Source organism: Streptomyces sp. MMBL 11-1, from assembly GCF_028622875.1.
Classification (GTDB): Bacteria; Actinomycetota; Actinomycetes; order Streptomycetales; family Streptomycetaceae; genus Streptomyces.
Window position 1 is genome coordinate 157428 of record NZ_CP117710.1, and the last position, 25776, is coordinate 183203.

Below are 25776 nucleotides of genomic sequence, written 5' to 3' on the forward strand. Positions count from 1 at the left end.
TGAGCGTCTGGCCGATGGCGCCTCCCAGGAAGGATCCGCCCTGTGACGGAGCGTCCGTCCGCCAACGTCGTGAGCAGCCAAATGGCGGCTCACGCCGGGCCCCCTGCCCCGTCCGCATCGCGGCCGCTGTGGCCCCACCAGCGCGACGCCGTCAACGACGCCGTCGGCGAACTGAAGGTCGCCGACCGGGCGACCGTGGTGATGGCCTGCGGCACGGGCAAGACCCGTGTTGCTGCTGAGACTGCCCTGCGCCTGGCGGGTGCGCGTAGTGGTGGCTTCCTCTACACAGCCCCGAACCTCGAGCTGCTCTCGCAGACGCTGGCCGAGTGGCGCACCACCTTCGGCCACGAGCCGTGGGGCCGGATCATCGCCGTCTGCTCGGACAAGGACCTCGACGGGAAGCAGGCTGCTGAACTTCACGCCGGGCGAGCGGCGGTTACCACCCAGCCCGCCGAGCTCGCCGCCCTGGCACCGAAGACCGGGCGCTTCACCATCCTCAGCACCTACCACAGCCTCGGCGTCGTCGGTGCTGCGCAGCGTCACCACGAGATGCCCATGATCGACCTGCTGGCAATCGCCGACGAAGCCCACCGTACGGCGGGCGCGGTGCACAAGCCCTGGACGGCCTTCCACGACGACACCCGCATCCGCGCAGCCCGGCGTCTCAACCTCACCGCGACCCCCCGCATCGTGGCCGGCGGTGACCAGGTGATCAGCATGTCCGACGAGCGGGTCTACGGCCGGACCTGCCACACACTGCCTTTCGGGAGGGCCATCGAGCTCGGGCTGCTCGCCAACTACCGGGTCGTGGTGCCCGTCATCGCCACGGATCAGCTGCGCGAGGCGGCCCGTGTCCTGCGAGGACGCAGCGACTTCTTCCGCATCGGCAAGACCGCCATGTCCCCCGACGCCCTGGCCACGCAGATCGCGGTCCTGCGGGCCGCCCGCACCTACGGCGTCCAGCGCATGATCACCTTCCACAACCGAGTGACCCACGCACGCTGGTTCGCCACCACCCTGCCTCTGACGGCAGATCTGCTGCCTCCCGGTGAGAGGCCCGAGCATGTGAAGGCCGGACACGTCCACGGCGGACAGACGCTGGCCGAGCGCCGGGCCGTCCTGAAGGGCCTGCGCTCGGATGGAGACGAGTTCTGCGTCGTGTGCAACGCCCGCGTCCTGGGCGAGGGCATCGACCTGGAGGTGGACGGCATCGCATTCATCGATCCCCGGAAGTCGGTGATCGACACAGCTCAGGCCGTCGGGCGTGCGCTGCGGCTCGGACGCCGGGGAGCGGCGAAAACCGCCACCATCCTTATCCCGGTTCACCTGCGGGAGGGACAGGATCCCGAAACCGCTCTGGAGTCCTCGCAGTTCGGACCGGTCTGGGAAGTCGTGCGCGCTCTCGCCTCGCACGACGAAGTGCTCGCCGGCAATCTCAAGGACCTGCGCCGCCGCATCGGCATCTACGGCAACCTGCGCGACCCTGCCCGGCGCTCCGAATTGCCGGAGTGGCTCGACGTTACCGGCGTGCCCGTGCCCGCAGGGTTCGCCGAAGCCATCACCGTGCACTTGGTCCGTTCCAGTACAACTCCCTGGGAGGAGTTTCTCGGCGCTTGCTCAGCCTTCTACGCGGAGCACAACCATCTGGACGTTCCCCCTCAGTACACAACTCCCGGCGGTCTCCCTTTGCACGAGAAGCTTCATCACCAGCGTCAGAGATACCGCAGAGGAGTTCTCGACCCGCGACGCAAAGAGGAACTGGAAAAATTCGGAATAGTTTGGGAGGTCCTCGACAGTAAGCGCCAGCGCTTCCGTGACGAGCTCATCAGATTCCGCCGGGAACACGGGCACCTGCGCATCCCGAAGGGTTTCCGCACCGGCGGTGATAATCCCATGAATCTCGGGAGCGCCGTGGGGACCGTCCGAGCCCGGTATGCAGCCGGGAAACTCTCCACCGAAGAGATCGATTTCTATGAATCTCTTGGAATGATCTGGCGGGTCACCGAGGCCGATCGAGCGCAGTTTCTCGAGGACCTGCGCCAGTACAAGGACCAGCACGGCCATCTCGACATCCCGGTGAAGTGCGTTCTCCCCGGTGCCCCGCCACGCAAGCTCGGCCAGCAGGTATCAATCCTGCGATCGCAGTTCGTGCGCGGTGAGCTGCCTCCGGAAATGATGACCGCATTGAAAGAAATCGGATTCATCGAGAACGTCTACGAATTCCGATACCAGAGGTATCTTGACGCCTTAATCCTATTCAAGGAGGAGAACGGGCACGTAAGGCTTCCCCCCGGATACCGTACACCCCCGCCGGGCGATCTAGCCCTCTATGAATGGTTGCAGAACAGAAAGAGCGATTACACGAAGGGCAAACTTCCACCGGAGCGCATACGCGATCTCGTCGACCTGGGCTGCGAGTGGCACAAAGGAGGCATGGCGTGAACCCGAACGGCAGAATTCCAGCGAACCGGGGGGTGGGGCTGCCCGGGCCGTACTCCGCCACGACCACCGGGCGGAGCGGCGCGCTGTCCGCCGTCACAGGCCCGGGCGCGACGGCCGCGAACACGATCAACGATGGGGTGTTCCAGGGGCCCGTCGTACTGGCCGGGACCGTCACCGGAGGAATCCACCACCATGCTGCGCCGCCACTGAAAGTGGCCGCGTGTCAACTCCCACGGCTCGCACCGTACTTCACCAACCGGTGCACCGAGCTCGCTGCGCTGGAAGCAGCCCGGGCCACCGGCACTCAGATGGTCGTGCTCAGTGGGATCGCCGGAGTCGGTAAAAGCGCCTTGGCCGCCCAGTGGCTGCACACCCAGCAGGACACCGCCGATGCCCAGTTGCACGCCGACCTCACTCCTCCGCTCGCGGCCGGCTCCCTTCCCGAGGCGGTGCTGGCCCCATGGCTCCGCGCGCTCGGGGTAGAGCGTGCCTCGGGCCGGGGAGCGGAGCTAGTCGGGCTGTGGCGCTCGCTGACGGCGCAGCGGGAGGTACACGTCCTCATCGACGGTGCCCGCGACGCCGAGCAGGTCCGCCCGCTCCTCCCCTCAGGCACCCGCTCTTTCGCCTTGGTCACCAGCCGGCGGCTGCTGTGGGAGCTGTCTGCCGACGGCGCCCTGCTGCTGCCGCTGGGCCCGCTCGCCCCGCGGGACGCCGTCACCCTGCTCTGCGCGGCCGCCGGCGTCCCCGAGGCGGCCGTCGCCGAGGAGCGCGCGGCGGCGGCCGCAGCCTGGGCAGCGTCCTGCGCTCACCTGCCACTGCCGTTGGTCCTCACCGGGGCCCGGTTGCGCTCCCGCCCTGCTCGCCCCTTCGCCCCGCCCCGAGCCGGCGTGGCCTCACCTCAACCTCAGGAGCATGCCCTCGTGGCCATCACCACGGCGCTGGACGCCAGTTACGCCGAGCTGGAGGCCGAGGCCCAGCGCCTGTACCGGACGCTGGGTGCCCTGCCCGCCCCCACGGTGGACGCGGACCTGGCCGCCGCCGTCTGCGAACTGCCCGTGGCCACCGCCGGATGGCTCCTGGAGATCCTGGCCGAGGAACGTCTTCTGGACCCCGGTCCCGGGGATGGCTCTGCGGCTCGCTATCGGATGAACGCAGCGTTACGGGACCACGCCTGGTCGAAAGCGAAGGCCGAGCCCGATGCGGCCGAACAGCGCGAGGCGGCCCTTCGGCGGCTGTGCATGTGGACGCTGGATCTCCTGCGGCACGCGCAGAAGCTGCTCACCCCTGCCCAGGCGACCCTGCTCACCCCCCGGCAGCTGCCGGACAGTCCCTTCACGGACGGGGATATGGCCTTGGCCTGGCTGGACGATCAGGAGGAGAACCTCCTGCCGGTTGTCGCGGCCGCCGCTGCGGAGCGGTGGGACGAGCTCACCTACCAGCTGGTCGACGCGTGGTGGCCCTACTTCCTGCTCCGCCACCCCTTCGACCTGTGGCTGCCCGCACACGAGCTCGGGGTGGCCGCAGCCCGGCGAGCGGGCAACGCGCCGGTCCTGCGGCAGCTGCTCGCCTCCTGGGCCATCGGGATCAGCGCCTCCGGCCACCCCGCCGACGCCATCCCCCTCCACGAGGAACTGCTGCACGCGGCGCGGGGGGCGGGCGACGTGCGGGACGAGGGACAGGCACTGCTCGGTCTCGGCGGGTGCCACCTCGACGCCGGCCACCCCGCGCCGGCCCGACTGCACCTGCGGGAGGCGATCGTCCGGTGGGAGTCCTGCGGGTACACCCGTGGGATCGGTCTGGCGGAGATCACCCTGGGGCAGGTCTGCCTCGCGGACGAGAACCCGGCTGCCGCCACGGTGCATCTGCTGTCCGCGTACGGGCGGCTGACCGAGATCCAGGAGCACTTCGAGGCAGGGCGGGCGCTGGCCCTGCTCGGCCACGCCCGGAGCACCGGCGGAAACAGTGCCGAGGGCATCAGCGACCTGGAGCGGGCCCTGGACCTGGTCGCCATGAGTGCCCTCTGGCGGGCGCGGACGCTGGAGTGGCTGGGTGACGCACACCAGCACCGGGGTGACGAGGCCACCGCCCGCACCTGTTGGCGCTCGGCCGCTGATGCGTTCGCCACGATCCGCCGGGACGACGCCGTGCGTCTGTGGGCGAAGGCGACCGGCCGGTGACCCCGGCCGCCGGTTCCGGCAGCCACACGGAGACCCGGAACACGGTCACCGGCGATGCGACCGTATACGGGGCGGTCATCCAGGCCGGGAGCATCACCGGGGGCATGCATATCCACCCCGGCTCTCCCGCCCTGCCCATTCCTCGGCAGCTCCCGCCCGTGCCGGCCACGTTCACCGACCGGCAGGAATCCGTGGACGCCCTGGGCGACTGGATCCGGGAGCACTCCGCCTACGTACGGGCCATCGCCGTGCACGGCACCGCGGGGATCGGGAAGACCACCCTGGCCGCACGGCTCCTGGACGGCCTGCGCGACCAGTTCCCTGCCGGCCAGCTCTACGCCGACCTCCGAGGCGCGCGCAGGCCGGGGCACGCCTCCTCACTGACCGATGTGCTCGGATACCTGCTGCGCTCGCTGTACACGGGCAGGCTGCCGTCCGGCCTGGATGAACGGGGGGCGCTGTGGCGGTCGGTGACGGCCGGGTGCACGCAGCCGCTCGCCGTCCTCCTCGACAACGTCGTGCTCGCCGAGCAGGTCCGGGCCCTGATGCCGGGGGGCCGGGGCCACCTCGTCGTCGTCACGAGCCGCGAGCCGCTGAGTGATCTGGTGCGCGACGGGGTGCTGCTGCACCAGCTCGCCCCCCTCGCGCCGCCGGCCGCGCTGCAGTACCTGGCACGTCTGGCCGGCCAGGAGCGTATCGACGTGAACCCGGCGGCAGCCCGCCGGATCACCGAGCTGTCCGCCGGGCTGCCGCTCGCGCTCGGGCTCGTGGGCGGCGAGCTCGCCGCCCACCCGAACCGGGACCTTGGAGCCATGGCCAACGTCCTGGAACACGCCCACCACCGAACACGCACCACTTCACACCCGCCGTCCACGACAGGAATCGCCGTGACCTCTTCGCTCCACCTCGCCTACGCCAGCTTGCCGCCCGCGTCCGCCCGTCTCTACCGGAACCTGGGCCCGCTGAACTTCACCCCCGACATCGACACGGCACTCACCGCCGCACTCGCCGACCTGACGCCTCAGACCGCCGCGCACCAGCTCCAGACCCTCCACGAATCCGGGCTGCTGACGGTGAGGTCCGAGTCCGACCCGGTACGCGGCACCGTCTACACACTCCACGACGAGGCCCGCGCCCACGCCCGCGGCCGCACCGAGGACGTGGCCACCGACGGCGAGCGCGAGGAGCGGGCCCGACGGGTCCTCGACTATCTGCTACACAACCTCACCGCGGCGGAGCGTGAACTCACCCCCGAGCACCGTCGCCTCGCGCGCACCTACCTCTACCCCCCGCCCGGGCCCGCCCCGTTCACCGACGCCGCCGGGGCAACAGCCTGGCTCCACGCGTACGCCGAACACTTCCTGCCCGCCGTACGGGCTGCGGCCGCCGCCGGACTGCACGCCACAACCTGGCAGCTCACCCACGCCCTGTGGTGCTGGCTGCGCCTGTCCCACGACTACGCAGCATGGTCCGAGTCCCACGCCCTGGCCGCCGACGCCGCCCGCGCGGACGGAAACGCCCTGGCCCAGTGCGAGATCCTCGGCACCTGGGGCATCGGCCTACGCAACGAGCACCGCTACGACACGGCGATCGAGAAGTTCACCGCCGTCTTGGATCTCGCCCGTGACGGCGGGGACCAGCGTGGCGCGGCGCAGGCCTTGCACGAGATCGGCGCCACGCACCTGGCCGTCGGCCGCCGTGACCTCGCTGGCCGGTTCCTGTCCGAGGCACGGCAGCTGCGCGAGGGCCTCCTGAACGCCGCCGAAGACCCCGCTGAGCAGCGGGCTCACCGGCGGTCGGTGGCACTGACCGACATCTGCCTCGGCGAGCTCGCCATCGCTCTGGGGCAAGGCGAAGTGGCAGTTGCCCGACTCACCGGCGCTCGCGACTCGCTCCTCGACATCCCCGATCCCCTGGACGCGGCCCGCGCTTGCGCGTATCTCGGCCGGGCTCACGCCCTCACCCGGGACTACGACGCCGCACAGGACCAGGGCCGCCGAGCTGTGCACGAGTGCACAGGCCTGGGGACGTACCGCTGGACTGCGCGGAGCACCGAGATGCTCGGCCGCACCGTCCTGGAAGCGGGCCGCCACGCAGAGGCCCGCATCCTGCTCCAGCAGGCCCGCGGCCTCTTCGCGCCCATCAGCCCGGCGGATACCGAACGCGTCGACGTTCTCCTCCACCACCTTGACTCCACCCGGCCCCCCGAGCGCTGCCCCCTCCGCGAGAAGCACGAGTCGTGACTGCCCCGTGTCGTCACGCAACCGAACCCCGCTCCCGCATCAGGCCGACACCTTCGATGTCCCGCCCGCGCGGACCAGCGTCCGCCCCTGTCCTGATCTCCGAGAGGAGCTGCGATGCACCACCATGTTGGCCGCCTGATCGCCAACCGCTACCGGATCACCGAACCGGCCTCACCGGGCGACGATGCAGCCGGTTTCCTCGCCACCGACGAGCGGCAGGCCACCGAAGTCACCGTGCTCGTCCGCCCCTACGCCCTGCCCGAGGTACTCATACCCGACGACTCCCACCGGTACGGGCCCCGCACCGATCGGGCACCGTGGGAAGCGGCGAAGATCACCGACATCGTGCGGGTGGTCACCCAACTGCCCGAGCACAAGCACGTCGGCGTACTTCGCGATGCCGCCGCCGACGGCGACCTCGTGTGGCTCGTCCAGGAGCGCATCGCCCCGGGCGAACCGCTATCCCGAACACTGACCCGCGGTCCGGCCGACCCGCATCGCGCTGCGGAGATCGCGCACGACCTTCTGCGGGGCCTACGGCACCTGCACCGGCGCGGCTGGCACCACGGCAACATCACGCCGCAGACCGTCTGGCTCGACGACTACGGCAACGCCATTCTCACCGGCCTGGATCAGGCCGTTCTCGACGACCTGGTCTGCGGGATTCCCCGCAGCATGCCTCAACCGCCCGCCCCGCCACCCGCAGTCACCGGACCCGGCTTCCGCACGCCACCGCAGCCCGCCGCCACCGCACCCCCGGTCGCCGTACGGCCGGGAGCAATCGGCGGGATCGCGGGCGGCGTACGCGCCGACGCCTTCCGCGGCACCGGCGCCGGACCACGGGCGGCCGTTGCCCGGCCCCGGCCGCACACCGAAGCCGCACCCCCCGAACCGGCCACGCCCGCGGCTCGCCCGCCGCTCACCCCGCTGGAGGCCGGCCGCGCGCAGCAGCTCCGCATGATCACGGTGGGATACGTGGTGGAGCGGTGGGCGCCCGAGCAGGCGCTCCTCCTCAGCGACGCAACGCCCGTCATACCGCCGGTCGGCCCGTCAACCGACCTCTGGGCACTGGGCGCCCTGCTGTTCAGGGCCGTGACGGGAGGCCCGCCATACCCTGAACTCCATGACACAGCCGAGCTGCTGGACATGGTCCGCTCCGAGCCGCCCGCCTACGCGGAGGACACCGGTGCCCTGCGGCCACTGATCGAACAGCTCCTCTGCTCCGACCCCCTCAAGCGCCCGAGTACCGAGGAGCTGCTGCGCTGGATCGCCTCCATAGCGCGTGACGCCCCAGAGCCCACCACGGTCGCCCCCGCCCGGGAACCCGCTCCGCCCCCTGGGACCAGCCTGGTTCTGCGCTTCCGCGGGCACCTCGTACGACGGAGCAGAAAAGCCATGCCCCCGTCACGGCCTGTTCGCCGCCGGGCCCGTCATCGACGGCCCGACTCACGTCTACGGATCCCGCCACGAACCGTCTGCCTCATCACGCTCACCGCGGCCACGGCCCTCACCTTCAGCGTCTACACCAGCACCCGGGCCCCTGGCCCCAACCACGCACCCGCCGACGACCGGCATCTCCCGCCGCAACCCTCGGCCCCCGGACCGTCGCCTGATACCCAGCCGGTCGTCCGTGACCCGGCCGGCTTCAGCATCGCCACCGCCCCCGGCGCCCACCGGCACGCCACACCACGCACAGTCGAGTACCGGCACAACGGGATCACCATCACTGTCGTGCCGGGGCACGACACCTTGCACCCCAGCGAATCGCCGCTCGACTACCAGAGACGGCAGCCGGAACTCGCCGCCGTCCGAGCCGACCCCGAAAGCACAGCCTCCGGACTGCGCCTCACCACGATCGGCCAAGGCGGCACCATCGCCGAAGGCACCTACCGGTTCTCTCCCGACGTCGGTCCGCCGACCTACCTACGCAACCGGGTCAATGTCCTCGGCGGCAAACTCCACGTCCTCCTGGTCTCCGGACCTGTCGCTCGCCACGAGCAGATCGACGCCGCATACCTCCAGGCAGCCGAGTCCTATGAGCCCACACTCCTAGAACAACAGCCCGCGCGGCGCGCGGCCCCCTCCTAGTCCGCAGAAACTCGCACCCGGGAATAAACAGCGCCGCCGGAGAGCCAACCCTGGCGGCGCAATTCGCTATTCCTGAATATGGAAACTCGACACCGAGAAGGGCAATTGACACAGTTCCGCCGATTCGATTGACGAGCCCATTTGCAGACCCCTAACGTTGCCCGGAGTGTGCGAACAAGGGGCTACGTAAAAGGCAGTTGGCAGGAGCAGCCAAGGCGCGGACCATCACCCCCGAGGGAGTCACGAAGCTCTCCCGCCGGGGATGGTCCGCCTCGATCGGCTGATCGTCCCCCCGCGCCACAACCTGTTCCTGCCCCTTACAGAGCTTCTGCAGACCATTTCCCCGCCAAGCGCAGTCCACCGCGCCGCCCCGACCGCACCAAATGGGAATCGGACATCCGTCTGGCCGATCGGCCAGACGCCACCGTGCTCTCTGCCCCCACCTTCTCCTGCTTGGAGGCCGGATGACCGTCATCGTCGGACTCGTCCACAAGAACCGCGTCCACCTCGGAGCCGACTCCGCCGGCGTCTCCGGCCTTCAACTCACGGTCCGCGCCGACCGCAAGGCATTCCGGAACGGCCCGTACGTCATGGGCTTCACCAGCAGCTTCCGAATGGGCCAGTTGCTCCGCTACGCCTTCCAGCCCCCGCCCCCCACCGGCGATCTCCACGGCTTCATGGTCACCACCTGGACCGACGCCCTTCGGACCTGCCTCAAGGACGGCGGCTGGGCCCGCCGTGACAGCGAGCAGGAACAGGCCGGAACGTTCCTTGTGGGCGTACAGGGAAAGCTGTTCAGCGTCTGGGACGATTACCAGGTCGCTGAGCACGCCGACGGCTACGCCGCAGTCGGCTGCGGAGACGAACTCGCCCTCGGCGCCCTCCACGCCACCGCCCACCTTGGTATGGCCCCGCGAGCACGCCTCACCGCCGCCCTCGCCGCAGCCGACCACCACAGCGCCGGAGTCACCGGCCCCTACGCCTACGCCAGCACCCTCAAGCAGTAGTGGCGGAGACCTGGGACACCGACCCCGACCAGCTCGCCAGAACGGGCCTGGCCACAGGGCCAGGCCCGCAGGTACTGGTGCATTCCAGGCGCCGGCCTCGGCGTCGGCTGACCTGTGGCGCAGCACGGGGACGTGGTGGAGGTAGCAGATGATGGGGATCCTGGCCTCAGAGCTCTCCGGGAGGACTTGTTGGTTGAGCATGGCCGCAAGCCGAAGGCGGTCACCACCATCGATGTTCTGGGGTATCGGCTACCGGGAGGGGGCGCCCGCGGCGGGCCTCAGTGGGCGGGCGTTCACCCTGCCCCAGGGGAGGTGACATCGTGGCCGCGCTAACGAGCGATGCTCCCTTCGTCGCGATGACATTCGTGGTGATCGACTTCGAGGGCCTCACCCCCGCCGGGCGTCCCGCCGAGCCGATCGAGGTCGCAGCCCTCGCGCTGCGCACACGGGAGGGCCGATTGGTGGAAGTCGGCCGGTACGAGGCGTTGATGCGGCCACCTGCCGACGTGCCCGTGACCGCGCGGGACGTGCAGCTCAAGGGCATTACCCAGCGGATGCTCGACTCGGCGGCTTCCGCTGCCGAGGTGATGGCGCGGCTCGACGCGCGGCTGACGGCTCCGCCGTACCGCCTAGTCGCCCACCACGCCTCTACAGAAGCCGGAATCATCGCCCGCCAGGCCGCCCACTGTCCCGTACTCGCTTCGACTCCGCTCCTGGACACCTTGCGTCTGGCTAGGGTTGTCCTGCCCGGACTCCGCTCCTACGGGCTGGACAGTCTGCTGCGCTACTTCGGCATTCCTACGCCTGCCGGCCGGCATCGGGCAATGCCGGATGTAGAGGTGACCTCCGAGGTGCTGAGCCGACTGCTGGCCGACGGTGTCGCCGCGGCACGATGGAGCACTCTCCTCGAACTCGATATCGCCGGCGGCCTGCAGCCCGTACGGCCGCCCACGGCACCCGGAGCCGAACAGGATGCCTTGTTCTGACCGTCGGCCACAACGTCCGCGCAGCCGACACCAGCGTCTAAGGAACCAGTTCCCGGAGCCCTGCGCACCGGACCGGTGGCATACCGGCGTCGCGGGGCGATGCCCAGGTGTCAGGGCTTGGTGCACAAATTGGCTGTTCGGCTGCTGGATGGTTCCGGTTACAGCTCGGCCAGCTCACCGCGCGTGATGGCGTCCCGCAGTACGGAGGAGATCTCGGGGGGCATGAGGTTGAGCTTCGCGATGGCTTCCGTGGTCAGGGGCACTTCTTCGAGGAAGTATTCGCCGCGGTCGTCCCTTTGGAACTCGGGACCGGTGCGGTCGGCGAAGTTCCACCTCTCGATCCGCGCCAGGTAGAAGACCTCCTTCTCCCCCGCCGGGTTCTGCAGTTCGTGGAAAGGCCGTACAAGGTCGGCGTCGCCTGCGATCTCTTCCCGGATCTCGCGCAGGAGGGCGTCCTCGGGGCTGGCGTCCCTGTCCTCGACCCCGCCGCCGACGACGACCCAGTAGGGGGCGGCACCGGGCCTGACGCGCTTCATGAACAGCGTCGCGCCGGCGGAGGTGATGAGGATGGCGCGTACGCGCTGTTTCACGGCTGGGCCTTTCGGTGGTGCGAGTGGGGTCGGTCAGTGCAGGAGCCAACCGCCGTCGATGTGCAGGGACTGGCCGATGGTGAACGAGGCGGATGGTCCCGCCAGGAAGACGATGGCGGCGGCGACGTCGTCGGGCTGGCCCCGGCGGGGACGCACTCGCGGGCGATCTGCTGCTCGGGCGGTACCCACTGGTGGGCGGGGAGGGTGTCTTCGGCGTCGGCCTGGATGGCTCTGGGGACGACAGTGTTCACGCAGATGCCGTCCAGGCGTACGAGCAGCGACTGCGCCATCACCGTCGCGGCCGGTGGTGTCCTCGCGGTCCGCCGGACCGGGGCTGCTCGACCACAGCTCCAGCTGGGCATCTCCCTGTTCCCGTTCGTCCGCCTGCCAGGAGGCAGGCGTTTCTGTGCGGTCGCTCCCCGGGGATACGGATACGGTGAAGCGCGTCTCCCCCAGGTGGAATGGGGGAGACGGGCTTCACCCGGGCGGCCGGTCTGTCAGATGCCGAACGCACCCGCCTTGAGACCGGTCGTGAAGGCCGTGAACGCCGCTTCGGGAACGAGCAGCGCCGGGCCCCCGGGGTTCTTGGAGTCCCTGACGCCTCGCTGGCCGGCCGACGGGGCGGTGGTGAGATCAGCGACCTCTACGCACTGGCCTTCGTTGCCCCCGCTGTATGAGGACTTCCTCCATACGGCGCCTCGGAGTTCCGGGGGTGTCAGGTTGTTGGTGGTCACTGTTGCAGTCCTTCCAGGTACTGATGGAGAACATCCCGCGATTTGTCGACGGGACGAGAGATGTCGGCGATGGCGGCGAAGTCCTTCTCCAGGAACCCCACCTGCTGCGCGTCTTCGGTGTGGTTCCCGCCCATGGGGCTGTCGGTGCTGGCGACCTTCGCCCACGGGTGCTTGAAGGACATGATGGTGATGGCGCCGTTGGACCCGTAGGTGGGGTGCGCGGTGAGGGGGATGAGCTGGAGTTCGATGTTCGGCATCGCCGAGAGGTCGAGCAGCCTGAGGATCTGGTCGCGCATGAGGGCGGGACCGGACTCGAAGGTGGCGTGGAGGGCCGATTCCGGCACGAGGGCGTGGAGTCGGTCCACCTTGTTGAGGACGATCTGCCGGGCCTGGCGGATCGCGACAAGCATCTCCGCGTGCTCGGCCGATACAGCGGTGGGCGCGCGGGTGATCATCTCCCGGACGTAGCCGGGCGACTGCAGCAGGCCTGGCAGGATCGCCGGGTGGTGGATCTGCAGTTCGCGGGCGTCGGATTCCAGCTCGATGAAGTCCAGGTAGTTCTGGCCGATGCTCCCCGCATACGGCTTCCACCAGGCAGAGCTCAGCGGCTCCTCTGCTGCCCGGGCTACTTCTTCGACCGCCTCGGGGTCGTCGACGCCGACGATGTCGGCGAGCTTGCGGATGTCGGCGGCCGAGATCCTGTACGTGCCGGTCAAGATGCGGCTCAAGCGGGTTCCGTCCCACTGCATCTGCTTGGCGATGTCACCGGCCTTGGCTGTTCCGATCCACCGACGCAGCTGACCGCCAACTCTGCGCCGTTTAAGCGTCGGTGTCGCACGTTTCTGCGTCATGGACGCAGTTTGACACGGCGATGACGCACGGGACCACGCCCAGCAGTCCCGGTTTTTGGCAAATCACCTCACACACTTGCGCCCAGACCGCCAAAAGGAGCAAGCTAGCGGTGTGGCGGACGCTGACTGTCCATCAAGTCATGATCATTCGTGACGCACAGTCGCCTCCGTCGTGATCCGGGCCGCGTCGCCGGCCCAGCGGAGTCCCGCCCTCCCACCCCCGCGTGGGCGGGACTCCGCTCCCCTTCCGACGAAGCCGAGGCTGTGATGAGCCAGAGCACCACCCGCGCCTCCAGTGCCCCAGCCACCTGGATGGATCTCGACAACGAACGCATCCGGGCGTTCCGGCCCGATCTCCCCCGGGTCACACCGGACCGGAGCGTCCAGCTCATGAGGCTCCGTAAAGAGCAGGTGGGGCGCCGACTCGCGGCATTGAGGGCCTGCGGCCGTACCCCCCGGATCGTCCTGTATGCCCGTACGGTGAACGGACAGACCCCCGTTCGGTCCCTGACCGCCGCCCGCAGCTTCGCGGAGCGCATGGCCTGGCAGGTCGGCCGCGACCAGGAGTTCACCGACTGCCTCAGCCTGACCGAAGTTGAGGACCGTCTTGGCTGGCTGCGCATGAAGCAGCGGCTCGCGAGCGGATTCCTCGACGGCATCGTGGCCATCACCCGGTCCGACGTCAGTCCGCATCTCAACGTCTATGAGCGCGAGTTGGACTGGCTCACTCTGCACGGCGGCTTCATCGCCCTCGTGCACGCCGAGACCGTCGTGCCGCAGTGAGACCGCCCTCCCCGACACAGAGCCGCTTCGAGGGCCCCGGCCCACCGTCGAGCCCCCGCACGTCCTGACCGAAGCCAGACCCTGCGACCACCGGTCCGCGGGCCACTCGCGTCACCTCTCACCGAAGACTCCCGCCCCGGCCTGCTGCCGGACACACCTGTGCCACAAGGGCGCAGGTCACGGGGCGGGGTTCCACCTTCCCGCCCAGGCACGGCCAGGCGACCGCACGACCAGGCTTCTCGCCCCTCGGCGGAATGACAGCCGTGACCTGGCCGGGAAGCAGAAGAGTGCCTCGCCCCGAAAGGCGACACCCTGCGCAGTCTTCTCATCGCCGCTCAATGTCGAAGGGCACGTTCATGGATCCAGCTGCGCAAAAGGTCAAGGGCATCGGCTTCATCGACCCTCTGCGGGACGGGCTGTGCGAGCAACTGGCAGACCTCGCCCAGCAGTGCATCACCGGTTTCAGCGACGACCGCCCGGTCAGTGCCTCGTTGGTCCGCTCCCGGCTGACGAACGCACTCACCGGCGCGCCCCCTGTGCTCGCGGTCGCCCGCGATGACCGGGGAGTCACCGGCTGGTGTGCCGTGCGCCGCCCGGAACCCGGGGAAGGGCTGGCGCGTCTGTGGGGCCCGGTCGTCGCCCCGGGGGCCCGCCGGGCCGGACTGGGGGCGCGGCTCCTGGACGCCGTGGCCGGCGCAGCCCCCTGGCCGCTGGTGACCACGGATGTGCCGGCCGACCGGCCTGGTGCCGCCGCATTCTTCGCCCGGTCCGGGTGGACGGAGCTGGATACCGTCACCGTGCTGCACGGCACACCGGCCAGGGGCGGCTTCGAAGCCGCTACCGCCGACACGTTGCCGGAGCTGGGGGCGTACGTCACGGACGCCGCCCGGCGGTACGCCGGGCATGAGGAGGCCTTCGCCAAGGCCACCTTGCGGCGATGGCAGGACGATGCCCGGTTCCGGCCGGGGAATCTGCTTCTCGACACCTCGACCGGGTCTCTGCTGCTGGCACTGGCCCAGCACACCGCGGTGAGCAGCGAGCTGTTGCTGGCCGAGGTCTGGGCCGCTGACGCAGATGTCCGCCGGCGGCTGATCACGGCGGCGCACACGATGGCCGCCGACCAGCAGTTGGACACCGTCCGCGCCGTGACCCGGCAGGAGCCGGCCGACTTCGTCGCCTGCGGCATGCACATCACCGGCCGCTGCAGCACCTTTGTCCTTCCCGGCGGGCGCTGACCTTTTCCGGGCGCTCCTTCGAACCGACCCCTGACAGGAGGGCTTCTATGCCCGCATCCGTGAAACCGCCGCTCGTCCACGCGGTCGACGTCGTCGCCGGCGCGGACGAAGCCCGCCGCCTGGTCGGCGAACTCGCCTCCCGGCTCGCCGCCCACCCCGAGGTGCTGGGCATGCGGGAGGAGACGCCGGCGTCGTGGGTGTGCACTCTCACCGGCGGAGGCCGCGGGCGGCTGGCCCTGGCCGCCCCTGCGGAACCGGCGTCGGCCGCCCAGAACACCCACCGTCTCATCACGACCCTCGAGCAGGGCACGCCTGCCGCGGCGGAGACCTTCTTCGCGGCCGCACGGCACCTGCCGTTCACCACCACCGAGATCGCCGCGGCGGTCGACGAACTGCCGCTCACCAGCCGGCTGGCGGGCCGCTGGCCCCACAAGCCTCTGGCCGACGTCGGGGTTCTGCTGACGATCCACCACATGCGGGACTTTCTCGTCCTGGTCGACAGCCTGCTCGCTCTCGGGGTCGACCCGGCGCACATGACCGTGATCGACAAGGAATACCCCTACGCCCACACCCACCGGGTGGACGCGCATCTGGTGCAGCGGTACGGCATCGCCGTGTGGCGCTACCGGAAGCTGGGCGAAGGGATCCGGGACCATATCGGCCGGGTGTCCGCGGCGGGCAAGCGGAGCGTCGTGATGGACGACGGTGGCTACGTCCTGCCCACGGTCCTGCGGGATCTTCCCGACGAGGTGGGGCACTTCGTAGGGTTGGTGGAGCAGACCACGTCCGGCATCCGGAAGGTCGAGGGGCTTGCACTGCCGCTGCCGCTGTTCAGTGTGGCCGAGAGCGACATGAAGGGCATGATCGAGTCCTACGGCATCGCCGACGCGTCGGTCCGCAACACGCTGCGGCTGCTGCCGGATGAGAAGTTCGAGGGGCAGGCCGCCCTGGTCCTCGGTTTCGGACGGATCGGCCGTGAAGTCGCCCGGGTTCTGGCCGGCCGGCGGATGCGGGTCGCGGTGTTCGACGCCGACATCACCCGCCTGGTCGCCGCGCACGAGGAAGGGTTCTTCACCGGCCGGTCCCTTACCGACCTGGTGGTGGCCCACCGGCCGCGCATGGTCATCGGCTGTGTCGGCAGCCGCAGTTTCGGACTGGAGCAGGCCCGCCTGCTGCCCCCGCGATCGTTCCTGGTCAGCACGACCAGCAGGAACTTCGAGTTCGGTCTGGAGGAGCTACGGGCGGGCAGCACCGCTCTCACCGACCGGGGTGTGCTGGGCACCAGCTACCAGCTGGCCGACGGTCCGGAGGTCCTGGTTCTCGGGCACGGGATGCCGATCAACTTCCACTACGCCGAGTCCCTGTCCAACCGCTACGTCGACCTGGTCCTGGCCGGGCTCGCCGTCGGCGCGGTGGCGCTGGCCGGCGGGGACCGGCGGCTGCGTCCCGGCCACAACGTGGCGGCCACCAACGCGATCCTCGCGGAGTCGAACATCGTCGACGACTACTACCGCCTCTACGGCCCCGACGGCGGTGGTGAGCGTGGCTGAGCGGATCTTCACGCTCGGGGACCTCACCGGGGTGGGGTCGGTGTGCGGCTGCCTGTCCTGCCGGCTCGGCGCCGTGTTCGCCGAGCACCTCACCGCCCTGCGCACCGGCTATCCCGGGCCGGTCACCGCACTGGGGCACCGCGGGGCCTCTCCCGGAACGACCGCCGTGCCGCACTTCCTGGCCGTGCGGCTGGGCGAGGAGCTGGCGGACGTCGTGGTGTGGGAGGAGATGCGCCCGGACCAGCTGGCCGCCTGGCTCCCGCCCGCCCCGGCACGGGCCCGGGTGCCGCAGCTGGCCGGGCGCGTGCCGCGTCTGGTCCGTATCCGCCAAGCCGTACGTGCCGGCTCGTTCATCCCTTCGGGGGCGCCAGGCGCTGCTCTGGCCGCAGGCCGTTACCCCTCGTTCCGTTTCCTCGTCGAGCACTGGCCCGATCTCGAGAAGGAGTTCACCCCATGACCCCTGCATCTTCCGACTTCGCCGAGGTGGGCGGCGCGTACGCCGCCTACTCCAACGGCGGCCGCGGCCGGCTGCGCCACGACATCACCGCCCGCCGGGTTCTCGCCGAGCTCGGCGACCGTCCGGCGCGGGTCCTGGACGTCGGCTGCGGCGACGGGGAGATGGTGTGGCGCTTGGCTGCCGCGGGACACCAGGTCACCGGTGTGGAGCGGTCAGCCGGCATGCTCACCGCCGCCGCCGAACGGATCGCCGCCGCCCCGGAGCTCGCCGAGCGGGTGACCCTGGCCGAGGGTGACATCTACGCGCTGCCCTTCGACGACGCCGCGTTCGACGCGGTGGTCTGCCACGGCGTCGTGATGTACCTGCCCGACTCCGTCGCCCCCACCGTGCACCTGGCCCGGCTCGTCGCCAAGGGCGGGCTCCTGAGCATCCTGACGAAGAACCAGCTGGCCGTAGGCGTCCGCGAAGCGCTGCGCGGGCAGTACGAGTCGGCCCAGGCGCAGATCGAGAGCGGCCAGGCCGCGAGCGTGGGCAACCTCGGCATCACCACCCGCGGGGATACTCCCGACCACCTGGACGACCTCGCCCGGGCCAACGGCCTCACCCCGCTGCCCTGGCAGGGCGTGCGGATCTTCCACGACCACTGCCCCAACGACTGGGCGCCCAAGAAGGAGGAGTACCAGGCGGCACTCGCCGTGGAATGGGCCGCCTCCACCCGCAGCCCCTACCGCGAGCTGGGACGCCTGGTCCACACCCTGGCCCGACGCGAGGCCACCACATGACCGGCCGGAGCGCGGTCGAACCGCTCACCATCGGCGCCCTCGCCCGGGAACTGAACGCTCGGGCGGGAACACCGATGCAGGCGCTGCGCTGCTACGAGTCCCTGGCCGCACTGTGGATCCGCTGCTGCGACACCGGACAGCCGGGCGCCGAGGTCCTGCAGGAGAAAACCTGGAACGCGGCCAGGGACCTGGCAGCCGGGAAGGACACGGCGGTCGCCCCGGAGTGCGCGAACATCCCCGCCCGGTCGGCCCACGACGAGTCGTTCGTCCGCTTACCGGCCTCCCTGGCCGTCCAGGGTGTGGAGTGGCCGGACGCGATCGCCCTGACCGACCTGTGGCTGGACACCCGGGAGGGCAACGGCCCGATCCTCGTCGCGGGGGTACGCACCGGCGGAGCGTATCTGGCCCCGCTGGTGGCCGCCCAGCTCGAGAGGTCGGGCCTCGACGTAGAACTGACGAGCGTCCGGCCGGGCGAGAAGTGCCACGCAGGGGGCCGGCGGGTGCTGCTCGTGGACGACCCGCCGCTGACCGGCCGAACCCTGCTCGCTCTGGCTCGGGAAATGTCCGGGCCGGGCGGGGCGGAGGTGCTGGTGCCGGTGTTCGACACCGGTGACGTGCAGGGGCTACGCGACGCGGGCGTCCCGGTGACCGTGCTGCCGCGAGCCCAGTGGCAGTCCACCAGCCGCCTGGAGCCCGACACCCTGTCTGCCTACCTGGCTCAGCACGCCCACTGGCCGGGCACGGACCGGCCCGCGGTCGTGGACGGCGTCGTGCCCGGCAGGGAGAACTCCGCCCGGGCCCCGTGGCCGGGGGTGCGCCGCCGCTCCCCCGCCCGGGCCGCGGTCTTCCTGCGTACGCCCGATGGCGTACAGCGCGCGGTGGCGGGATGGGTGCCGCCGGGGGTTTTCGGGGACGCCGCGCGTGCCGCCGCCACCCGGGTGCGCAGCCCCCTCCCGCCGGCCACGCTCGCCGTGGCACCGGCCCTGGTGGTCAGCGAGGACCTCACCCAAGCCGGGGCGCTCGGCCGCAGACCTGGGCGCGAGCGGTTGGAGGAGGCGGTCGACTACGTAATCGCCCGCGCCCGGCACCTTGCGGTGACGGCCCCTGCCGACGGCGGGTCAGTGCCTCTGCCTTCGGTCCTTCGTACGGTGGCCCGGGAACTGACCGGGGCGGGCGGCGATGGGGCCGCGGTGCGGCTGCATCGGCTGCTGTCCGCTCTCGCCCCGGCGCTGCCCGACAATCGGTGCGAGGCGGAGAAGTGGTTCCTCGACGAGGCGGGGCGGCTCCGCAAGACCGGGCACCTCACGCACGCCTACCGGCGGGACAACGAGCTGCTCACCCCGTTAATCGACCTCGCCGCGCTGAGTGTCGCATTCGGCTGTGGGCTCGACGACGTCGCCGAAAGTGTCGCCCGGCGCGTGCCGGGCGGCGCGCCGTGGAAAGCGGCGCTCGCCGTCGCCCTGCTGTGCTACGGCACCGCACGCGGCGAGCAACTGCCGCGCACCTACAACCCGCATCGTGCGGCAGGGACGGCCGTTGAGGCCTACCGGCTCCAGCGCGGCATGAACCACGCGGCCCGGCTGGCGCTGGATCTCCTGCACGAAACGCCCGGCCACCACCCACTGCGGACCGGTGACGGTGAGGACGGCGGCCCCCGCATCGTGGACCGGTGGCGCGAGCCCCCGGGCGCGCTCGTGGCACCCCGGCTGCCCTTCGGCGGCGCCCCCGACCACCAGGTGGTGCCCGGCCAGAGTCTCGAGGAGCGGGAGCTGACGAAGAAGGCCGTCGCGCAGTGGACCGGCCAGCGGTTCCTCCCGGTGCGCGAGGGCCAGATGCTGCTGCTCGCCCCACTGGGCGCACCGACGTCCTGGATCCGCGCCCAGGAGGACCTGGGGGAGCTCGACCGCCGACTTCCCCGGCCCGGGCTGCTCGCCTGGTGCGGGGTGCCCTGCGTATCCCTGGAGGCGGCCTGATGCTCGTCTTCGACTTCGACGGTGTCCTGCACGACTCCCGCCACCGCGCGTGGCGCTGCTACCAGGACGCCCGCCGCGAAATGGAGCTGTGGGCCCTTCCCGACCTCACCGGCCCCGACGACCTTCCCGTCGTCTACCAGGGGGTGCTCAGTGCCTCCCTGACCCGCTGGATCGACTTCGAGGTCGCCGAACGCTTCTGGAAACGGCACGCCGAACTGGCAGCCCTCACTGCCGAGGCCGAGCCCGCCGGGATCCTCCCCGACCTGGCCGGACTTCTGGCCGACTTGGCCGACGGTCCCGGCTACGCGGTCGTCACCGGAAGCCACCACATCACCGTCCGGACCCTTCTCGACCGCGACCTCGCCGCGCACCAATTGCCCCGGGTACTCCTCTCCCGGGACGACCCGGGCGGGAAGACCGACAAGCTGCGCGCCCTGCGCGAGCACCACGAAGCCACGGTGTACGTCGGCGACACCGGCAGCGACGTCCGCCACGCCCACGCCGCCCAACTGGTCTCGGTCGCCGTCGCCTACGGCTACGCGGACCGCGCCGACCTGCGCGCCGCCGAGCCGGACCACCTGCTGGACACCCCGGCCGACCTGGCCACCTGGTGCCGAGCCCGGACAGGAACCGACGCGACCGCCCCTTCCCGCACCGTCTGACCCCTCTCCACGAACGCGCCCGCCGCCCGGCTACCGCCCCCGGGCCGTCGGGCCCTGCCCGGAAGGACTCCGCATGGACGACAGGCACACAGCAGTGCTGAACCGGCTGGACCGCGCCATCACCACGGCCCGTCCCGGAAGCCGCCCGCTGACCGACACCGACCGGGCCGCCCTCACCCCTCTGCTCATCAGCCCCGACCGGGTGCGGACCTGGCTGGAGAACCACCTGAGCGAGACCCCGGGCCGGGTCCGGGTCACCGGCACCCTGGAGCGGCGCCTGGTGCTGCTGGAGCGCCCCGACACCCGATGGGTCGCCGCCGACCTGTCCGGCAGCAACCACGCCGCCCGGCAGTGGCCGGCATGGACCGGGAGCCACCTGCGGCTGCACACCCCCGGCTCCTGGCTCTCGTACGCCGAGCTGACCGAGACCGCCGTCCACCGGCTCACCCGCCCCGACGTGCACCTGATGGCCCTCTACCACCCCGAGTTCTTTCCGCTGCCGCGCTTCCCCCTGGGGATCAGCGACGTGGCCCGCGCCGCCCGCTCCACGCTGATGGGCACGGTCACTCTGTCCGACATGCAGTTAGGCGTCACCCTGGAGGACCTGCTCAAGCAGCTCACCACCGGGGCGCCGGACATCGTCGGTATCTCGGCGACGTTCGGCCAGCACGACCTGATGCTCCAGCTCCTGGACGCGGCCTTCGCCCTGCCCGCACCGCCGCTGGTGGTGGCCGGCGGAAGCCTCACCGCCCGCAACGAACGGCTACTGCTGGAGCGCTACCCCGCCCTGCTCGTCGCCCGCGGCGGCGGCGAGGCCACCATCGAAGGTGTCCTGGCCCACTGGCACGGCGACATCCCACGCGAAGAGATACCCGGCATCGGCTACACCGGCGCCGCTCGCGGCGGCGGCATAGCCGTCGGCCGGCGCCGCACCGCCAAGCCCGTCGCCCGCGACACCGCCAGCGACATCCTGCCCGAGCTCGACCTGCTGCCGGTCACCTTCGCCCACCATGGTGTGGCCCAGCTCGAGACCAGCCGAGGCTGCACCAACACCTGCTCCTTCTGCCCGCGCGGCCACAAGGGCCTGTGGGCCGGCGCTGCCCCCGGCAAGCTGCCGTGGATCCTCGACGAACTGGGCAAGGTCTTCGACCGCCACCCCGACGTCTCCCGCACTCTCTACCTGGTCGACGAGGAGATCATCGGAGGCGACGGCGACGCCGTCAGCCGGGTCCTGGAGCTCGCGCGCACCCTGCACGAGGCCGGGTTCACCTGGGAGTCCAGCTGCCGCATCGACCAGACGGTACGCGTCGACCAAGACGAGGCGTGGCACGTCGAGCGGGCCCGCATGTGGCGCACCCTGGTCGACCTGGGCCTTCGGCGGATGCTGTTCGGCGTGGAGTCGGGCGTCGACTCGATCCTCACCCGCTTCAACAAGGAGACGACCGCCGAGCAGAACGCCCTGGCGATCCGAACCCTGTCCGCGCTCGACGTCCCCACCCGCTACACCTACATCACCTTCGACCCGCTCATGAGCCTGGACGAACTGAAGGCCACCCATGCCTTCCAGGGACGCACCGATCTGCTGCTGCGCCCCCAGCCCGGCCTGGACCCGGGCGACATCGTCCGCGGCGTACGCGACGAGGAGTGGGTGGCGGCGCACACCACCGGCCGGCCGCTGCACACCGGGATCAGCTACATGCTCGTCAGCATGGAGTGCCTAATCGGCGCCGCCTACACCCGGCAGGCGACCGCCGAAGGTCTCACCGGGCAGCCGGAGCCACTCATGGGCCGCGTCGCCTGCCGCTACCGGGACTGGCGTATCGGTGTCGCCAGCGGGTGGGCGCAGCGGTGGGTGGACCGTCACTTCGCCCTCGACTACACCTTCAAGAGCCTGGAGAAGGTCCTGGACGGCCCGCCCCGGCACGCCGTCCGGCAGGCGCGCGTGGTGCTGAAGGACGCCGCCTACGACGTCCTCGGTGATGTGATCGACGCCATCGAACAGGTCGACGTCGAGCGGCCTCAGCACGAGAGGGCGCTGTCCGCGCGCATGGAGGCGGCGCTTCAGGCGCGGGCCGGATTGCTGCGCGACCGGATGGCCGTCACCGCGGCCGAGGTGGGCCGCCACCTGTCCGGCGAGCATGCGGCCACCCTCGCCCGGGAGCACGGCCGGTGGGCGTCGGCGACGAGGTGGAAGCTGATCAACGCGGGCGAGTCCTGTGCGTGAACTCCCGTCCAAGGCCCGGGCGCCCCGTCACGCCGTTGCGGTCGGGGCGCCCGGCACCCCGTGCTCAGGTGCTGGGTTTCTCCGGGATCGGCACCCAGTTGAACTCCGGGCAGAAGCGGGCGTACGTCGTCAGCTTCCACGTCGCGTACTCGTCGGTGCGGCCCGAGCTGCGCAGCAGATGCTTGACCCAGGTGTGCGCGATGCGCTCCTCCAGCGTCATGGTCGTGTCGATCTGGTCGAGCATCCGGCAGGCGACGGCGTAGTCCTCGACCGTCAGGGCGCTCAGGTCGATCTCGATGCCGTCCAGGGTGAAGGAGAACACCAGCCGCGAGGTGGAGAAGCGGGTCTTGCGCTCGCCCAGGAACGTGGTGTGAGGCGCCAGTGCCTCCCGCAGGCGGTCGCGGTCCTCGACCGGGTAGCCGATGCCCAGGTCCAGGTCGGAGCTCTCCAGGTTCAGCCGGGTGCCGAAGGAGCCGACGTCGCGCGGCTTGTGCCCGGTCCACTCGCTGATCATCGCGGCCGCCTCGGCGCGTACCCGCTCCAGACGGTCGTCGTGGACGCGCATCTGCTCGTAGAAGGCGCGCGCCCGGTCGAACTCGGTGTCGGTGAAGTCGCTGCGGTCGACCCACCGCCGCTCTGCGATCGCGTTCAAGTCAAGTTCGGTGAAGGGAGGTTGTGTCGTCACGCGAGGCACCATACTCACTCCCGGACGCGATTCATCAGTGTTTGCTAGTAATTGAGAGGTAAGAGGTACTTCCTGTGAGTGCTCCGCTTTCCCCCGCACGCCGCACGCTCGCCTGCGGCTTGTCCGTTCATCCGATCGGGATCGGCGCCTGGGCCGTGGGCGGTGCTGACGACAACCTCGGGCTGCCGATGGGCTGGGGCACGGCCGACGACGTCGCCTCCCGTCGCGGCCTGGAGAGGGCCTACGAGCTCGGCGCGAACCTCATCGACACCGCCGACGTGTACGGGCACGGGCACTCCGAGCGGATCATCGGCGACTTCGTCGCCACCGTCCCCCGCGACACCGTGGTGCTGTCCTCCAAGGTCGGCTACCACCGCGGCACCGCCCGGCACGCCTACCTGCCCGCGGCCATGCGCCGCCAGCTCGAGACGAGCTTGGAGAACCTGCGCACCGACCGCCTCGACATCTACTTCTTCCACAACGCCGACTTCGGGCCCGAGGACCGCTACCTGGAGGAAGCCGTCGCCCAGATGCGCGACTTTCAGCGCCAGGGCCTGGTCACCGCCGTCGGGATGCGCGGCCCCCACCGCCACGCCACCGAGCGGGTCACCGTCGCCAAGGACCGGCGCGGCGACAAGTACGCCCGGTTCACCGACCTCGCCGAGCAGATCCGACCCGACTACCTCGCGGCCCGCTTCAACGCCCTGACCCCGCCCCCCGTTGCCGGTCGGCCGGACATCTTCGCCCTCGCCGCCTCCCTCGGCGCCAGTGTCCTGATCAACAAGCCGCTCGCCCAGGGCCTGCTCACCGGCAAGTACGACCCCGACCACCCGCTCGTCTTCACCTCCGGCGACCACCGCCTCCGCAAGGCGTGGTTCACCCCCGGCGCACTGCGGATCATCTCCGACGGCCTGCGCCCGCTCCGTGAGCGCTTCGGCGACAGTCCGGCTGATCTGACCCGCGTCGCGCTCCAGGTGTGCCTGCAGCGAGCCGCGAACGCCGCGGTCCTCGTCGGTTTCACGCGCCCCGAGCAGGTCGAAGCGAACCTGACCGCCGTCGGCACGCCGCTGACCGACGAAGAGCTCGCCTTCGTTCGCGCCACTCTCGGCCGCCTCCAGCAGAACCTGGACGCGAACGGCGAGGTCTTCCTGGACGAGAAGGGCGCCGGCCGATGAGCCCCGCCTCCGAGCAGCTGTCCCTGCTCGCCACCGATGAGCCCGCGCAGCGGCCGGCCACCGACGCCGTGCGGCTGCTGCTGTTCAACGCCCAGCACGCTTCTCCGGAGCGCTCGCGCCGCCAGGCCGCATGGATCGCCGGCCAGGAGGGCGCCGATATCGTCGTCCTCACGGAGGTGTCGTCCACCCAGGGCGGCGACGCCATCGTCGCCGCGCTCACCGAGCGCGGGTACGCCACGGTGATCGCTCCCCAGCCATCCAGGCCCGACTACCGCACGGTCATCGCCTGCCGCACCAGTGCCGTCCGGACCGTCCCCAGCCCGGTCACCGTCACGCCCCATCGCGCCCCGGCGGCCCGCGTCACCGTCGGCGGTCACGACTTCGGCGTGCAGGGCCTGTACGTGCCCTCCCGCGGCCCGAAGGACCAGCGCAACGTCGCCAAGCGCGCCTTCCAGGAGGCGGTCACCGAGAGCCTGCCACGGCTGCTCGCCGCCTTTCCGGACATGCCCGTCATCGTGGCCGGAGACCTCAACGTCATCGACCGCGGCCACCAGCCCCCGCACAAGGTGTTCGGCGAGTGGGAGTACGCCTTCTACGACTCGTTCCAGGCCGCCGGTCTCACCGACGCCTTCCGCCACATCCACCCCGACCAGGTCGCCCACTCCTGGTTCGGGCGCAGCGGAAACGGCTTCCGCTTCGACCACATCTTCGTCTCCGCCTCCCACGCCGAACGCGTCCTGGCCTGCGCCTACCACCTGGAAGCCTGCGAGGAGGGGCTGACCGACCACGCGGTCATGACGCTGCGCCTGGGCCTGCCGTCCACCCCTGGCGAGCCGAGTTCAGCCCGAGCGACGAGGGCTTGCTGACAGCTGGCCGCCGCAGCGACGGAAGGTCGGCGTTTCGGCCAACCTCCCCCGAGTCGCACGTCCTTGCGCGGCAAGGGTCGATGCACTGCGCACGCTCGGAAAACCGCTGAATCACAGGGCGCACAAGGCGTCCGAAAGGAACAGGTGCTCGAAATCATGCGGCGTCGTTGAGCACGGAGACACCACCGCCACGTCCACGAGGGGGAACACATTGACGTCAGTCGAATCCGGCAGCGACGAGACCGCGAGCGGCCCGAGGACCGAGA

General features: G+C 70.6%; 21 protein-coding genes. 16 read left to right on the forward strand and 5 right to left on the reverse strand.

The window, feature by feature from the left end; all coding sequences use genetic code 11:
- Positions 1–42: 42 nt before the first annotated feature.
- From PSQ21_RS36100 to PSQ21_RS36125, 6 genes are all read left to right on the forward strand, one after another.
- Positions 43–2442 carry a DEAD/DEAH box helicase gene (locus PSQ21_RS36100; RefSeq protein WP_274036441.1) on the forward strand — a complete coding sequence of 800 codons (2400 nt, stop codon included), beginning with the start codon at positions 43–45 and terminating at the stop codon, positions 2440–2442.
- Positions 2439–4619 carry a hypothetical protein gene (locus tag PSQ21_RS36105; RefSeq protein WP_274036443.1) on the forward strand — a complete coding sequence of 727 codons (2181 nt, stop codon included), beginning with the start codon at positions 2439–2441 and terminating at the stop codon, positions 4617–4619. The genes PSQ21_RS36100 and PSQ21_RS36105 overlap by 4 nt, the downstream gene beginning before the upstream one ends.
- Positions 4616–6862 (forward strand): hypothetical protein, encoded by a 2247-nt coding sequence (locus tag PSQ21_RS36110; RefSeq protein WP_274036445.1) that lies wholly within the window; start codon positions 4616–4618, stop codon positions 6860–6862. Before PSQ21_RS36105 ends, PSQ21_RS36110 begins: the two co-directional genes overlap by 4 nt.
- A 114-nt stretch (positions 6863–6976) precedes the next feature.
- Positions 6977–8950 carry a hypothetical protein gene (locus tag PSQ21_RS36115; protein WP_274036446.1) on the forward strand — a complete coding sequence of 658 codons (1974 nt, stop codon included), beginning with the start codon at positions 6977–6979 and terminating at the stop codon, positions 8948–8950.
- A 464-nt stretch (positions 8951–9414) separates the two neighbouring features.
- Positions 9415–9957: a hypothetical protein gene (locus tag PSQ21_RS36120; RefSeq protein WP_274036447.1), complete on the forward strand. Its 543-nt coding sequence runs from the start codon at positions 9415–9417 to the stop codon at positions 9955–9957.
- A 320-nt stretch (positions 9958–10277) separates the two neighbouring features.
- Positions 10278–10943 carry a 3'-5' exonuclease gene (locus tag PSQ21_RS36125; RefSeq protein WP_274036449.1) on the forward strand — a complete coding sequence of 222 codons (666 nt, stop codon included), beginning with the start codon at positions 10278–10280 and terminating at the stop codon, positions 10941–10943.
- A gap of 158 nt (positions 10944–11101) precedes the next feature.
- On the opposite strand, the gene PSQ21_RS36130 is transcribed toward PSQ21_RS36125, so the two are convergent.
- The 4 genes from PSQ21_RS36130 to PSQ21_RS36145 all read right to left on the reverse strand — a co-directional run bounded on the left by PSQ21_RS36130 (position 11102) and on the right by PSQ21_RS36145 (position 13118).
- Positions 11102–11533: an NUDIX domain-containing protein gene (locus PSQ21_RS36130; protein ID WP_274036451.1), complete on the reverse strand. Its 432-nt coding sequence runs from the start codon at positions 11531–11533 to the stop codon at positions 11102–11104.
- Between the two features lie 33 nt (positions 11534–11566).
- Positions 11567–11689, reverse strand: coding sequence for an SDR family oxidoreductase (locus tag PSQ21_RS36135; protein ID WP_274036453.1), 123 nt, complete (start codon positions 11687–11689; stop codon positions 11567–11569).
- A 341-nt stretch (positions 11690–12030) separates the two neighbouring features.
- Positions 12031–12267 (reverse strand): DUF397 domain-containing protein, encoded by a 237-nt coding sequence (locus PSQ21_RS36140; protein WP_274036455.1) that lies wholly within the window; start codon positions 12265–12267, stop codon positions 12031–12033.
- Positions 12264–13118 carry a helix-turn-helix domain-containing protein gene (locus tag PSQ21_RS36145; RefSeq protein WP_337961710.1) on the reverse strand — a complete coding sequence of 285 codons (855 nt, stop codon included), beginning with the start codon at positions 13116–13118 and terminating at the stop codon, positions 12264–12266. Before PSQ21_RS36145 ends, PSQ21_RS36140 begins: the two co-directional genes overlap by 4 nt.
- 267 nt (positions 13119–13385) lie before the next feature.
- Between PSQ21_RS36145 and PSQ21_RS36150 the strand changes: the two genes are divergently transcribed.
- The 8 genes from PSQ21_RS36150 (at position 13386) to PSQ21_RS36185 (ending at position 22784) form a co-directional block, all read left to right on the forward strand.
- On the forward strand, positions 13386–13901 hold the full coding sequence (locus PSQ21_RS36150) for a hypothetical protein (protein ID WP_274036459.1): 516 nt from the start codon (positions 13386–13388) through the stop codon (positions 13899–13901).
- A 356-nt stretch (positions 13902–14257) separates the two neighbouring features.
- On the forward strand, positions 14258–15136 hold the full coding sequence (locus tag PSQ21_RS36155; protein ID WP_274036461.1) for a GNAT family N-acetyltransferase: 879 nt from the start codon (positions 14258–14260) through the stop codon (positions 15134–15136).
- Positions 15137–15183: 47 nt separating this feature from the next.
- A complete protein-coding gene (locus tag PSQ21_RS36160; protein WP_274036462.1) occupies positions 15184–16686 on the forward strand; it encodes a hypothetical protein in 1503 nt (500 codons plus the stop codon).
- The gene (locus tag PSQ21_RS36165; RefSeq protein WP_274036463.1) at positions 16679–17143 is read left to right on the forward strand and encodes a hypothetical protein; all 465 of its coding nucleotides are present in this window, start codon (positions 16679–16681) and stop codon (positions 17141–17143) included. The genes PSQ21_RS36160 and PSQ21_RS36165 overlap by 8 nt, the downstream gene beginning before the upstream one ends.
- The gene (locus PSQ21_RS36170; protein WP_274036464.1) at positions 17140–17925 is read left to right on the forward strand and encodes a class I SAM-dependent methyltransferase; all 786 of its coding nucleotides are present in this window, start codon (positions 17140–17142) and stop codon (positions 17923–17925) included. Before PSQ21_RS36165 ends, PSQ21_RS36170 begins: the two co-directional genes overlap by 4 nt.
- Positions 17922–19898, forward strand: coding sequence for a phosphoribosyltransferase (locus PSQ21_RS36175; RefSeq protein ID WP_274036466.1), 1977 nt, complete (start codon positions 17922–17924; stop codon positions 19896–19898). Before PSQ21_RS36170 ends, PSQ21_RS36175 begins: the two co-directional genes overlap by 4 nt.
- Positions 19898–20560 carry an HAD family hydrolase gene (locus PSQ21_RS36180; protein ID WP_274036467.1) on the forward strand — a complete coding sequence of 221 codons (663 nt, stop codon included), beginning with the start codon at positions 19898–19900 and terminating at the stop codon, positions 20558–20560. The genes PSQ21_RS36175 and PSQ21_RS36180 overlap by 1 nt, the downstream gene beginning before the upstream one ends.
- Before the next feature lie 73 nt (positions 20561–20633).
- Positions 20634–22784, forward strand: a complete 2151-nt coding sequence (locus tag PSQ21_RS36185) for a B12-binding domain-containing radical SAM protein (RefSeq protein WP_274036468.1) — start codon at positions 20634–20636, stop codon at positions 22782–22784.
- 64 nt (positions 22785–22848) lie between these two features.
- Here PSQ21_RS36185 and PSQ21_RS36190 read toward each other — a convergent pair whose 3' ends face one another.
- Entirely contained in the window at positions 22849–23469 is a 621-nt protein-coding gene (locus PSQ21_RS36190) for a hypothetical protein (RefSeq protein ID WP_274036470.1), read from the reverse strand.
- Positions 23470–23588: 119 nt separating this feature from the next.
- On the opposite strand from PSQ21_RS36190, the gene PSQ21_RS36195 reads away from it, so the two are divergent.
- Positions 23589–24644: an aldo/keto reductase gene (locus PSQ21_RS36195; RefSeq protein ID WP_274036472.1), complete on the forward strand. Its 1056-nt coding sequence runs from the start codon at positions 23589–23591 to the stop codon at positions 24642–24644.
- The gene (locus PSQ21_RS36200; RefSeq protein ID WP_274036474.1) at positions 24641–25510 is read left to right on the forward strand and encodes an endonuclease/exonuclease/phosphatase family protein; all 870 of its coding nucleotides are present in this window, start codon (positions 24641–24643) and stop codon (positions 25508–25510) included. The genes PSQ21_RS36195 and PSQ21_RS36200 overlap by 4 nt, the downstream gene beginning before the upstream one ends.
- Positions 25511–25776: the final 266 nt, after the last annotated feature.

Coding starts and splice junctions, on each gene's coding strand:
- PSQ21_RS36120 (WP_274036447.1), top strand. CDS start 9,415: ATGACCGTCATCGTCGGACTCGTCCACAAGAACCGCGTCCACCTCGGA.
- PSQ21_RS36185 (WP_274036468.1), top strand. CDS start 20,634: ATGGACGACAGGCACACAGCAGTGCTGAACCGGCTGGACCGCGCCATC.
- PSQ21_RS36150 (WP_274036459.1), top strand. CDS start 13,386: ATGAGCCAGAGCACCACCCGCGCCTCCAGTGCCCCAGCCACCTGGATG.
- PSQ21_RS36170 (WP_274036464.1), top strand. CDS start 17,140: ATGACCCCTGCATCTTCCGACTTCGCCGAGGTGGGCGGCGCGTACGCC.
- PSQ21_RS36115 (WP_274036446.1), top strand. CDS start 6,977: ATGCACCACCATGTTGGCCGCCTGATCGCCAACCGCTACCGGATCACC.
- PSQ21_RS36145 (WP_337961710.1), bottom strand. CDS start 13,118: ATGACGCAGAAACGTGCGACACCGACGCTTAAACGGCGCAGAGTTGGC.
- PSQ21_RS36200 (WP_274036474.1), top strand. CDS start 24,641: ATGAGCCCCGCCTCCGAGCAGCTGTCCCTGCTCGCCACCGATGAGCCC.
- PSQ21_RS36155 (WP_274036461.1), top strand. CDS start 14,258: ATGGATCCAGCTGCGCAAAAGGTCAAGGGCATCGGCTTCATCGACCCT.
- PSQ21_RS36180 (WP_274036467.1), top strand. CDS start 19,898: ATGCTCGTCTTCGACTTCGACGGTGTCCTGCACGACTCCCGCCACCGC.
- PSQ21_RS36175 (WP_274036466.1), top strand. CDS start 17,922: ATGACCGGCCGGAGCGCGGTCGAACCGCTCACCATCGGCGCCCTCGCC.
- PSQ21_RS36160 (WP_274036462.1), top strand. CDS start 15,184: ATGCCCGCATCCGTGAAACCGCCGCTCGTCCACGCGGTCGACGTCGTC.